The organism is Paenibacillus sp. Root444D2, assembly GCF_001426375.1.
GTDB lineage: Bacteria > Bacillota > Bacilli > Paenibacillales > NBRC-103111 > Paenibacillus_E.
In genome coordinates this window covers 219,576-232,281 of record NZ_LMEO01000001.1, presented here as the reverse complement: position 1 = coordinate 232,281, position 12,706 = coordinate 219,576, and the positions used below count along the sequence as shown (strand labels likewise).

General features: G+C 42.4%; 11 protein-coding genes. All 11 read left to right on the top strand.

The features are described from left to right. Nucleotides 1–108 precede the first annotated feature (108 nt). Entirely contained in the window at nt 109–1,437 is a 1,329-nt protein-coding gene (gene rimO / locus ASD40_RS01090) for a 30S ribosomal protein S12 methylthiotransferase RimO (RefSeq protein WP_047672979.1), read from the top strand. After that, entirely contained in the window at nt 1,434–2,021 is a 588-nt protein-coding gene (gene pgsA, locus ASD40_RS01085) for a CDP-diacylglycerol--glycerol-3-phosphate 3-phosphatidyltransferase (protein WP_057301502.1), read from the top strand. Before rimO ends, pgsA begins: the two co-directional genes overlap by 4 nt. 304 nt (nt 2,022–2,325) lie before the next feature. Next, nucleotides 2,326–3,576, top strand: a complete 1,251-nt coding sequence (locus ASD40_RS01080) for a competence/damage-inducible protein A (protein ID WP_057301501.1) — start codon at nt 2,326–2,328, stop codon at nt 3,574–3,576. 175 nt (nt 3,577–3,751) lie between these two features. Beyond that, nucleotides 3,752–4,795: a recombinase RecA gene (gene recA / locus ASD40_RS01075; RefSeq protein WP_056832791.1), complete on the top strand. Its 1,044-nt coding sequence runs from the start codon at nt 3,752–3,754 to the stop codon at nt 4,793–4,795. Between the two features lie 76 nt (nt 4,796–4,871). Continuing rightward, the gene (locus ASD40_RS01070) at nt 4,872–5,564 is read left to right on the top strand and encodes a regulatory protein RecX (RefSeq protein WP_057301500.1); all 693 of its coding nucleotides are present in this window, start codon (nt 4,872–4,874) and stop codon (nt 5,562–5,564) included. Nucleotides 5,565–5,949: 385 nt separating this feature from the next. Continuing rightward, a complete protein-coding gene (gene rny, locus ASD40_RS01065) occupies nt 5,950–7,491 on the top strand; it encodes a ribonuclease Y (RefSeq protein ID WP_057301499.1) in 1,542 nt (513 codons plus the stop codon). A gap of 117 nt (nt 7,492–7,608) precedes the next feature. Then, the gene (locus ASD40_RS01060; RefSeq protein WP_057301498.1) at nt 7,609–8,403 is read left to right on the top strand and encodes a TIGR00282 family metallophosphoesterase; all 795 of its coding nucleotides are present in this window, start codon (nt 7,609–7,611) and stop codon (nt 8,401–8,403) included. Nucleotides 8,404–8,517: 114 nt separating this feature from the next. Further along, on the top strand, nt 8,518–8,778 hold the full coding sequence (locus ASD40_RS01055) for a stage V sporulation protein S (RefSeq protein WP_028558349.1): 261 nt from the start codon (nt 8,518–8,520) through the stop codon (nt 8,776–8,778). A 124-nt stretch (nt 8,779–8,902) separates the two neighbouring features. Next, on the top strand, nt 8,903–9,844 hold the full coding sequence (locus ASD40_RS01050; protein ID WP_057301497.1) for a dipeptidase: 942 nt from the start codon (nt 8,903–8,905) through the stop codon (nt 9,842–9,844). Nucleotides 9,845–10,048: 204 nt separating this feature from the next. Continuing rightward, nucleotides 10,049–11,797: a 2-oxoacid:acceptor oxidoreductase subunit alpha gene (locus ASD40_RS01045; protein ID WP_057301496.1), complete on the top strand. Its 1,749-nt coding sequence runs from the start codon at nt 10,049–10,051 to the stop codon at nt 11,795–11,797. Further along, nucleotides 11,785–12,651: a 2-oxoacid:ferredoxin oxidoreductase subunit beta gene (locus tag ASD40_RS01040; protein WP_057301495.1), complete on the top strand. Its 867-nt coding sequence runs from the start codon at nt 11,785–11,787 to the stop codon at nt 12,649–12,651. The genes ASD40_RS01045 and ASD40_RS01040 overlap by 13 nt, the downstream gene beginning before the upstream one ends. The last annotated feature ends 55 nt before the right edge of the window (nt 12,652–12,706 follow it).

Below are 12,706 nucleotides of genomic sequence, written 5' to 3'. Positions count from 1 at the left end.
GGAGTGTCTCCCCCTACTTGTAGGGGGTTTTTACATTTTGACACCCTATAGGGCTTGTATTATACTGGTAGGGAGTGTTTTTTAGGACTATTGGAGGTTGTTTCTTTCATGACAGAAAAGGTTAAAGTAGTTACTCTCGGATGCGAAAAGAATTTGGTCGATTCCGAGATTATGTCAGGATTAATTCATGGCCGTGGTTTTCAGCTTGTTGATAACAAGGAAGATGCCACTGTCATTATCGTGAACACTTGCGGGTTCATTGATGCAGCGAAAGAAGAATCCGTTAATACAATTTTGGATATGGCAGAACTAAAGCAAACAGCGAATCTCAAGGCGCTAATCGTCTCAGGATGTCTTACGCAACGCTACAAAAAGCAGTTGATGGAAGAAATGCCAGAGATTGATGGCATCGTAGGTACCGGAGATTTCGATAAAATCAACCATATCGTAGATGAAGCGCTTCGCGGAAAGAAACCGGTTCTTGTTGGGAATCCGGTGTTTAATTATGATGCGGACCTGCCAAGACTCATGACTACTCCACGATATACAGCCTATGTGAAGATTGCAGAAGGCTGCGATAACGCTTGTACATTCTGCAGTATTCCAATTATGCGTGGAAGCTTCAAAAGCAGAAGCATGGAGTCCATCGTTGCGGAAGTAGCCAATCTTGCTGCACAGGGTGTTAAAGAAATTAGTCTAATCGCTCAGGATTCCACAAATTATGGAACAGATCTATATGATGGTTTCATGCTGCCTACCTTGCTGAATAAAGTGAGTGAAGTCGAAGGCATCGAATGGGTACGGCTGCACTATGCATACCCTGGATTCTTTAGTGATGAATTGATTGCTGTCATGGCATCTAATCCGAAGGTATGTAAGTACATCGATATGCCGCTTCAACACAGTGAAGATTCTATCCTCAAACGGATGCGCAGACCTGGCCGCCAGAAGGATACGCGTGAACTGGTTCGTAAAATTCGTGAAGCGATTCCTGATGTAGCCCTACGCACATCACTAATCGTAGGTTTCCCAGGCGAAACTGAACAAGATTTTGAGAACTTGAAACAATTTGTTCGCGACGTTCAGTTTGACCGTCTCGGTGTTTTTGCCTATTCCAAGGAAGATGATACGCCAGCAGCACGTTTGCCGGACCAAGTTCCTGATGATGTAAAAGAGTACCGCGCGAACGCCATTATGGAAATTCAGCGTGAAATCTCGAATCTGCGTGGCGGACGCCGCATCGGGCAGGAAATTGACGTGCTGATCGAAAGATATGATGGCAGAAGTGATGTATATATTGGGCGTTCCCAATTTGATGCTCCAGAGATTGATGGAGAAGTATTCGTGTCGAATGCGAAGCTTAACATAGGTGAACTAGCTAAAGTTCGTATTACCCACTCTTATGAGTTTGACTTATCCGGGGAGGTAATTGCATGAACCTAGCTAATCGCATCACCGTGGCGAGGATTTTATTAGTACCTATTATCATGTTTTTTCTGTTGATTAAGGTGAAATTCCCTCATATACGGATAGAGGAATTTAGCATAACGTATAATCAAATTATTGCTGCTTTAATTTTCATTATTGCAGCGAGTACAGATAGTTTAGATGGTTACATTGCTAGAAAACGTAATCTTGTAACTAACTTAGGCAAGCTGCTTGATCCTTTAGCGGATAAGCTGCTTGTTACAGCTGTGCTCGTCTCATTAGTGGAAATGGGCAAAGTAGATGCGTGGATTGTCATTGTCATTATCAGTAGAGAGTGGGCTGTCACAGGACTTCGCCAAATTGCTCTATTGGAAGGCACCGTGATGGCAGCTAGCAAATGGGGAAAAGCGAAGACGGCAGCACAGATAACAGCCATCATTGCGTTACTTATTAATAATTTTCCTTTTACGTTCCTGCACTTCCCTTTTGATGTTATAGCTAGTTGGGTAGCAGCAATTATTACCGTGTATTCAGGTGTAGAGTACTTTGTAAAAAATAAACACGTCATAGATTTTTCAGAAAAAGCGCAATAGGGCAACCTATTGTGTTTTTTCTACCACTTAAGAATTGGTGGTAAAACCTAATATAGGGATCTTTGGTCGTAGACCAAAGTCTCTCCGCATTGGGGATCTTTGGTCGTAGACCAAAGTCTCTCCGCATTGGGGATCTTTGGTCGTAGACCAAAGTCTCTCCGCATTAGGGATCTTTGGTCGTAGACCAAAGTCTCTCCGCATTAGGGATCTTTGGTCGTAGACCAAAGTCTCTCCTCGTTAGACGCGGTCGCTCAACTTTGAATGCCGAGGTAGAGGTTTTCTCATTTTAAGGAGGGAATTCGAAATGAAAGCAGAGATAATCGCAGTTGGAACGGAACTTTTACTAGGCCAAATTGTAAATACAAATGCTCAATTTCTTTCCAGAGAGTGTGCTGCGCTTGGCGTAGATATGTATTTCCAAACAGTCGTTGGTGATAATGAACAGAGATTGCTAGATAGCTTCAAATTAGCCGCTTCAAGGGCTGACGTCGTTATTTGTACAGGAGGTCTTGGACCTACGCAGGATGATTTGACGAAGGATGTGCTTGCTGCGTTTGTAGGCCGTGAATTGATTTTGCATGAGCCCTCTATGAAAATAATCACGGATATGTTCCAGTCACGCGGGATCCATATGGTGGAAAGCAACAGACGACAAGCGATGATGATAGTTGGAAGTGATCCTTTACATAACGAAACAGGGCTTGCCGTTGGTGTTGCATTTACATACGAAGGAACACATTTCATTCTGCTGCCTGGCCCGCCCAAAGAAATGAAGCCTATGTTCACCAAGTATGCGGCTCCTTGGCTGCGTGCACGGATGACTAATGAGATTCCGCTATATTCCAAAATGCTAAAATTTGCTGGCATCGGTGAATCTAACTTGGAGCATCAATTAATTGATCTAATTCAAGCTCAAACGGACCCAACGATCGCTCCATATGCCAAAGAAAGCGAAGTGACGATTCGCTTAACAACACGTGCACAGACAGCTTCGGAAGGCGAACGGAATCTTCAAGCGACTGAACTAGAGATTAGAAAGCGATTAGGAGAACATCTCTATGCCGACCAAGATGTTCCCATCGAAACGATTGTGCTGCAATTGCTTGGCGAGAAGAAACTGACACTTGCTGTGGCCGAAAGCTGCACAGGCGGCATGCTAAGTGATTTGATTACTGCAGTGCCGGGGAGTTCCCAATCTTTTCTGGGAGGGATTATTTGTTATTCTAATGCCTTGAAGCATAAGCTACTCGGTGTTCCAATGGATGTGCTGGAAGGGGAGGGTTCCCCAGGTGCTGTTAGCAGCGAGACAGCGACGCTCTTAGCGGAGAAATTGATTACTGTGACCGGAAGTGACTTTGGACTATCAGTCACGGGTGTAGCGGGTCCAAGTCCGTCTGAAGGCAAGCCAGTAGGGCTTGTTTATATAGGTTTTGCTCAAAAAGACGTAGCAACAAGGGTTATTACTCTGCAACTATCTGGTAATCGGGAGTCCATCAAGCATAGAGCGGCCAAAAGCGCACTCTATCATTTATGGAAACAGTTGAAAGATAGCTAGAGTTCGCATATAATGAAACTAAGTGTTAACGGAAGAACCGTAACAAAGCGATAACTTTGTTGCGGTTTTTTGTTTGTTCGCTAAAAAGTCGAATGTATGTTCGAAAAAATGCTTGGCAAACACCTGAAAACAAGTTATCATATACCTATAATGATAGAAGAAGGAAGTGAGTGTTTTGTCAGATCGTCGCGCAGCACTTGATAATGCTTTACGTCAAATTGAGAAACAGTTCGGAAAAGGCTCCATTATGAAGCTTGGAGAATCTACACATATGCAAGTTGAAACGATTTCATCCGGCTCACTTGCGCTTGATATCGCTCTTGGAATAGGTGGATTTCCACGCGGAAGAATTATTGAAGTATATGGACCCGAGTCTTCTGGTAAAACTACGGTAGCTCTGCATGCTATTGCAGAAGTACAGAAGAATGGTGGACAAGCAGCTTTTATCGATGCGGAGCACGCATTGGATCCTTCTTATGCAAGCAAGCTTGGTATTAATATAGATGAGCTTCTACTCTCTCAGCCGGATACCGGTGAACAAGCACTTGAGATCGCTGAAGCACTAGTGCGAAGTGGTGCTGTAGATATTATTGTTATTGACTCTGTAGCGGCATTAGTGCCTAAAGCAGAGATTGAAGGCGACATGGGTGATTCTCACGTGGGTCTGCAGGCTCGTTTGATGTCCCAAGCACTTCGTAAGCTGTCTGGTGCGATCAACAAGTCTAAAGTTATCGCGATTTTCATTAACCAATTACGTGAAAAAGTTGGCGTTATGTTCGGTAACCCAGAGACAACACCTGGTGGCCGTGCACTTAAGTTCTATTCATCCGTTCGGCTAGATGTTCGTCGTGTGGAAACGATCAAGCAAGGTAATGATATGGTTGGTAACCGCACAAGAATTAAAGTCGTTAAGAATAAAGTAGCTCCGCCGTTCAAACAAGCGGAAGTGGATATTATGTACGGTGAAGGAATTTCACGCGAAGGCAGTATTATTGATATCGGAACAGAGATGGATATCGTTAATAAAAGCGGAGCTTGGTATTCGTATGAAGGTGAGCGTCTTGGTCAAGGCCGTGAGAATTCGAAGCAGTTTTTGAAAGATAACAAAAGTATCTCGGAAACGATTGAATTACGGATTCGAGAGAACAGTAATTTAATTAAAGCAATCCCTCTTAATGTTGACGAGGAAGATGATGAGTTGGAACCAGATTTCGAATAAGTTTAAATGATCATAGATGAAAGCACCTTAAACCTTGTGTTAAGGTGTTTTTCTTCATTGAAGGAGTTGGTTAGTTTTGAATAGTGAAGAGCAACAACCATTGTTAATCATCACCAAGGTTGAGAAACAGAAGCGCGGTAAGCATCGATACAATATATTTCTAAATGAAGAATACGCATTCTCCGTTCATGAAGATATTTTAATCAAGCATCGGTTAAATAAAGGGGAATCCATACATCTCCAAGAAATCGAAAGTATAACACTTGATGAGGAACAGAATATGGCTTATATAAAGGCAATAAGCATGATAGGCAGACGACCTCATTCATTAAGTGAAGTAAAACGTAAACTGAAAGAAAAAGGATTCGAAGTGCCTATTATTGCATGGGCATGTGAGAAGCTAGTCCAGCAAAATTATATCAATGATGAGGAATTTGCGAAAATGTGGACAGATAATCGCATTATTTCGCAACGAAAAGGTCGTAATCTCATTCGACAGGAACTACAACAAAGAGGCATTGATAAAGAATTAGTCAAAAATGCTATGGAGACTATCGATCCCGAAGATGAGTATACAGGGGCAATGAAGTTGGGCCAAACGAAATGGAAGCAAACCTCAGGCAAGACAATGGATCGTAAAAGAAAGACAGGAGCTTTTCTAATGCGGAGAGGTTATACGGGCTCTGTTGTTAACAAGGTTTTGGGGGTATTAAGCAGTGAATCGAGTGAAGATGAGTTTGAAATTTCAGATGACCACTTTGATTGTTAATGTCATTAATTATATGTCAAGTTAGTTAATGACATTAAGTGTTGTGCAGGTGCTGGAAATACTTATTCTGTCATCTCAGGGACATTCGCTTGACAAGCTTCTTCGACAAAAGATAAAATAACAGTGTATATTTTCATAATGTATTCAAAATCATACTAAATTCATTGATTTTGAGGGGACAGATGTAGAAACCGCCAATTTTTACACTGTTGATTATGGATTATTAGCACTATAGTGCCTCTAACGCACGGTGCGCATTCATTTAAAAGCCATGCTCTTAATAAGTAGGGTATGTATGACTAGTCAAACAATTAAAAATCGGATTAAAAAACCGAAGGGAATCCCAGGCTAACACCTTGGAGAAACCAACGAGGAGGTGAACAAGATGATGCCATTCATCTGGATCGCGATCATTCTCATTGTTGGAGCTGCATGCTTAGGGATTGGTTATTTTATCCGTAAATCTCTTGCAGAAGCGAAAATTTCCAGTGCTGAAACAGCCGCTGAACAGATTAGAGAATCTGCAAAGAAGGAAGCAGAAGCACTGAAAAAAGAAACGGTTCTGGAAGCAAAGGACGAAGTGCATAAACTGAGGTCCGAAGCTGAAAAAGACATTCGTGAACGTCGAAATGAAATTCAACGACAAGAAAGACGATTGTTGCAAAAAGAGGAATCGCTGGATAAAAAATTAGAATCTCTCGAGCGTAAAGAAGAGCAAGTTGCCAACAAAGAGAAGCGGATCGAGGATACGCAATCACAAATTGATCAGCTTTATAAAAGCCAAGTTTCTGAGTTAGAGCGAATTTCTGGGCTTACAATGGATGAAGCTAAGAGTATCATTCTTACAAACGTAGAACAGGAAGTTCGTCACGAAACCGCACAGCTTATTAAAGAAATCGAACAGCAGGCCAAAGAAGAAGGCGATAAGAAAGCCCGTGAGATCATCACGCTCGCCATTCAACGTTGTGCTGCAGATCACGTAGCTGAAACAACCGTTTCAGTTGTATCACTGCCAAATGAAGAAATGAAAGGCCGCATCATCGGACGTGAAGGACGTAATATTCGCGCACTGGAAACATTGACGGGTATCGACCTTATTATTGATGATACGCCAGAAGCAGTTATTTTATCAGGATTTGATCCAATCCGACGCGAAATTGCTCGTACATCTTTAGAAAAGCTTGTTGCTGATGGACGTATTCATCCGGCACGCATTGAAGAGATGGTTGAGAAATCCCGTAAAGAAGTGGACGAACGTATCCGCGAATATGGGGAGCAAGCCACGTTTGAGGTTGGTGTACACGGATTGCATCCTGACTTGATCAAAATTCTGGGTCGATTGAAATTCAGAACAAGTTACGGTCAAAACGTGTTGAAACATTCCATGGAAGTAGCTTATCTGGCTGGTCTGATGGCCGGGGAGCTCGGGGTAGACGTAACTTTGGCGAAACGTGCCGGGCTGCTTCATGACATCGGTAAGGCGCTAGACCACGAGGTTGAAGGATCTCATGTGGAAATCGGTGTTGAGATTGGTAAGAAGTATAAGGAGCATCCAGTCGTTATTAATAGTATTGCTTCGCATCACGGTGACGTGGAAGCAACCTCTGTTATTGCGATGTTAGTAGGAGCTGCAGATGCTTTATCCGCAGCAAGACCTGGAGCACGGAGAGAGACGCTTGAAACGTATATTAAACGTCTGGAGAAGCTTGAAGAAATTTCGGAATCCTTCGAAGGTGTTGAGAAATCATACGCCATTCAAGCAGGTCGCGAAGTACGCGTAATGGTTCAGCCGGAGAAAGTGGATGATACCGAAGCGTTCCGTCTTGCCCGTGATATTACGAAGAAAATCGAGAGTGAACTCGATTATCCAGGACATATTAAGGTTACGGTCATTCGTGAAACAAGGGCTGTTGAATACGCTAAATAAGATACCAATGCGAAAAGTGGCTGATACAGCCACTTTTCCTTATTTTTAGGCTGGTCATTGAGTCCATAAATTGCTCGCCTTTGCATCTATGATTTATAAAGGAGCTATTAATTTGTTATGAAAATCGTGTTTATTGGAGATATTGTTGGATCTGTTGGAAGAAAAGCGTTAAAAAATATTATGCCTAGATTAAAACAAGCTCATCCTCACGCAGTGTTTATTGCTAATGGTGAGAATGCTGCTGCAGGGAAAGGCATTACATCAGCTATTGCTAAGGAAATCTATGAGATGGGCATTCAGGCTCTAACGATGGGCAATCATACATGGGACCAGAAAGAGATTTTTGATTTCATTGATCGTGACGAGAAGATGGTTCGACCCGCTAATTTTCCTCCTGGAACACCAGGAAGAGGGCATACGGTCATTAAGGTTAAGGATCAGGAATTACTGATTATTAATTTGCAAGGACGCACATTCTTGCCGCCGATTGATTGCCCATTTCGTAAAGTGGACGAGATTCTTGAAGCGGATAAGAAAAAACATAAATTTGTATTTGTTGATTTCCATGCAGAAGCAACCTCTGAGAAAATTGCGATGGGTTGGCATTTGGATGGAAAGGTGTCAGCAGTTGTTGGCACACATACACATGTACAAACGAATGATAACCGTGTTTTGCCACAAGGAACAGCGTATGTAACCGATGTAGGGATGGTAGGGCCGCGTGATGGTATTCTTGGCGTTGAACGTAATGCTGTACTCCAAAAGTTCAAAACACAGCTTCCAGTTCGATTCGTAACGGATGAAGGCAAATGGCATTTCCACGCTGTCGTAATTGAGTTGAACGATCAGACAGGTTTGGCAAAAGGAATTAACCTCATTCGTTATGATGAAGATCAAGTATTCATGGATTAGCAGATAATTCCCAATATTGCGAACATTTAAATTGGATACGATAGCATGTTTGTGAAACCTTGAGAATATGATGGGTAATGGAATCTATCCATCATTCCCGAGGAGGTACTATTCATGGATGTATTAAAAGTTTCAGCAAAGTCCAATCCAAACTCCGTAGCAGGTGCATTGGCAGGTGTTTTGCGTGAGCGTGGAGCTGCTGAGCTCCAAGCTATAGGTGCAGGCGCCCTAAACCAAGCCATCAAAGCAGTAGCTATCGCAAGAGGATTTGTCGCGCCCAGTGGAGTTGACTTAATTTGTGTACCAGCCTTCACAGACATCGTGATTGACGGGGAAGATCGGACGGCCATTAAACTTATTGTAGAGCCAAGGTAATAAACCGTACCATACCAAATAATTAGCCTGTTTACCTAGTAGACAGGTTTTTCACAATTCCTATCAAACCTCTGCTTAGGGGTTTTTGTGTTGTCTAGAAGATGGTGTATAGGAGGCTGCTAGGATGAGAATAATGGATGGTCACTGCGATGCGCTTACGAAATTATATATGAACCCTAAGCTGGATTTCGATAAGGAAGAACAAGAGTTGGATGTTAGTTATCCAAGACTTAAGCAAGCGGGAGTAAAAGTTCAGTGCTTTGCCATCTACTTATCGGATTCCATTCAGCAGCCTACATTCGATCATATTTTGCAAATGGTTGATTTATTTCATCGAAAAATTATTCGTCATCCAGGGATGAAATTTATTCAGAATGTAGAAGACTGGCGAGCGGTTGAAGCTGGGGAACAGATTGGAGCTATTCTTACTCTTGAAGGTTTAGATGCAATAGCTGGTAACATGACACATTTAAGGATTCTTCACCACCTTGGTGTTAGAAGTATTGGTTTGACTTGGAACTATGCAAATTGGGCTGCAGATGGTGTTATGGAGCCGCGTAAAAGTGGTTTTACAAGAAAAGGCAAGCTGATGTTAAAAGAATTAGAAACTATGGGTATAATAGCAGATGTATCACATTTATCAGTAGCGGCGTTCTGGGAATTGGTTGAGGAATATGCAAAACCATTCATTGCATCCCATTCGAATGCTCAAAAAGTTTGTCCTCATCCAAGAAATTTATCAGATGATCAAATCAAAGCTATCATCCAGTGTCAAGGGCTAATCGGGATTACGTTCGTTCCTTACTTTGTAGATAGCGCTAATTTAGCTGTTCCTATTGCGGCACTGCTAAAGCATATTGATCATGTTTGTTCTTTGGGCGGGGAAGGGCATATTGGCTTCGGATCGGATTTTGATGGGATTGAGCAATGGATGAAAGGTTTGAGGCATGTCGGTCAATACGGAAATATAATAGAAGCTTTATGTAAAAACTATAAGGAAACACAAGTGGAGGCATTCCTCTATGGAAATTGGCGGAAATTCATGCTCACCAATCTTCCGAAATGAAAGCAGGGAATCATTCTAATATTGATATGGATTCGATCTAAAAACTCTATGTTTTAGAATCGTTTAAACCCCTTGCAATTTACTCTGTAAAGGCATAGAATTTGGATGACAGTGAAAGAAAATTTTTATAGCGTCATCTTAAATTACTACAAATCAGCTTTTTTAGGTCTTCATGCAGCTACAATCAAAAGGAGTGGACGTACGGTGATTAGTCAGTTATCTTGGAAAATCGGAGGTCAGCAGGGTGAAGGGGTCGAAAGTACAGACCGCATTTTCTCTACTGCATTGAACCGTCTCGGTTACTATTTGTATGGGTACCGTCATTTCTCTTCACGGATTAAGGGGGGACATACAAATAACAAGATTCGCATCAGCACTAAACCGATTCGCGCAATTTCAGACGATTTGGACATTCTGGTCGCTTTCGACCAAGAAAGTATCGATTTTAACGCACACGAACTTCGTGATAACGGTGTTATAGTTGCAGATGCAAAGTTTAACCCCGTTTTACCAGAAGGAATTAAAGCACGTTTGTTTCCAGTTCCAATTACTGCGATTGCAGAAGAACTAGGAACTTCCCTATTTAAGAACATGGCCGCTTCAGGCGCTTCTTGGGCATTGCTCGGTTTGCCGCTTGACGTGTTTAATAAAGCTGTTGAAGAGGAATTTGGCCGTAAAGGCGCAGCTGTTGTAGAAAAAAATATTGAAGCTGTTCGTAAAGGTGCAGAATCCGTACTAGAATTAGCCGGTGGACCTATTGCTGACTTCCAATTGGAACCAGCTGACGGCAATCAAAAATTGTTTATGATCGGTAACGATGCCATCGCTCTTGGAGCTGTAGCAGCAGGTTGCCGCTTTATGCCAGCTTACCCAATTACACCAGCATCTGAAGTTATGGAATACTTGCAAAAAGCACTTCCTAAATTGGGTGGAACTGTTATCCAAACCGAAGATGAAATTGCAGCATGTACAATGGCTATCGGTGCTAACTACGCAGGTGCTCGTGCACTTACAGCTTCTGCAGGTCCTGGTCTATCTTTGATGATGGAAGCCATTGGTCTGGCTGGTATGACTGAAACGCCTGTTGTTATCGTAGATACACAACGTGGTGGTCCAAGTACGGGTCTTCCGACAAAACAAGAACAATCCGATTTGAATGCTATGGTATATGGTACACACGGTGAAATCCCGAAAATCGTTCTTTCCCCAAGCACGATTGAAGAGTGCTTCTATGATACGATTGAAGCTTTCAACCTTGCTGAGAAATATCAAGTTCCGGTCATTTTGATGACGGATCTGCAACTCTCCTTGGGTAAACAATCAGCAGAGATGCTAGATTACAACCGCATTGTGATTGACCGCGGAGCGCTAGTATCAGATGTTCCTGAACAAGAAGCAAATCAATTGTTCAAACGTTATGAGTTCACGGAAAGCGGTGTTTCACCGCGTGTGATTCCTGGCGTAAAAAATGGTATTCATCATGTTACAGGTGTTGAGCATGACCAAACAGGTCGTCCTTCGGAAAGCACTGAAAACCGTCAACGTATGATGGATAAGCGTCTTGAGAAACTGAAACACATTCAAGTTACTGATGCAATTAAATTCGACGCACCTCATGAGAATCCAGATCTTCTGATTATCGGAATGGGTTCCACTGGTGGAACGATCGATGAAGCAAGAAGCCGCGTTGAACTGGAAGGAATTAAGACAAATCACGCTACAGTGCGTTTGATTCATCCGTTCCCTGCAGAGCAGTTGAGACCTCTTGTTGAAAAAGCAAAAACAGTTATCGTTGTTGAAAACAACGCAACTGGACAATTAGCAGATCAAATTAAGCTGCATGTTGGTCATGCAGATAAAATTAAAAACGTTCTTAAATACAATGGTAACCCGTTCTTGCCAGCAGAAATTGAACAAAAATGTAAGGAGTTGACTTTAGCATGGCAACATTAAAAGACTTCCGTAACAATGTAAAGCCTAACTGGTGTCCAGGTTGCGGAGACTTCTCCGTACAAGCGGCCATTCAGCGTGCTGCAGCTAATGTTGGTTTAGAGCCTGAAGGTTTAGCAATCGTATCTGGTATCGGCTGTTCTGGTCGTATCTCTGGTTACATCAATGCTTATGGTTTCCACGGTATTCACGGTAGATCTTTGCCAATCGCACAAGGTGTGAAAATGGCTAACCGCGATTTGACAGTTATCGCTTCAGGCGGTGACGGCGACGGCTTCGCAATCGGTATGGGACATACTGTACATGCGATTCGTCGTAATATTGATGTAACCTATATCGTTATGGATAACCAAATCTACGGTTTGACGAAAGGTCAAGCATCCCCACGTAGTGCGGAAGGTTTCAAAACGAAAAGCGTTCCATCAGGTACAATTGAGTCTGCGATCTCACCTTTAGAAGTTGCGATGGCTGCAGGTGCTTCTTTCGTAGCACAATCATTCTCCAGTAACTTGAAACAGCTAACAGCTGTTATCGAAGCTGGTTTGAATCACAAAGGTTTCTCTTTGATTAACGTATTTAGCCCATGCGTAACTTTCAATAAAGTAAATACGTATGACTGGTTCAAAGAAAACATCGTGGATCTGGATGAAATTCCTGATTATGATTATACAAACCGTGTGATGGCAATGACCAAAATCATGGAAACAAACTCCATGTTGACAGGTATTATCTATCAAAACAAAGAGAAAAAGAGCTATGAAGATTCCATTCCAAGCTTTGCTAAAGAAGGACTTTCCAAACAAGACCTTAAGCTTTCAGAAGCTGATTTCAGCAAAATGCTTACTGAATTCAAATAATAGTTACACCTTGAGGGCATATGGAGATTATCCGTATGCCTTTTTTGCTGAGCGG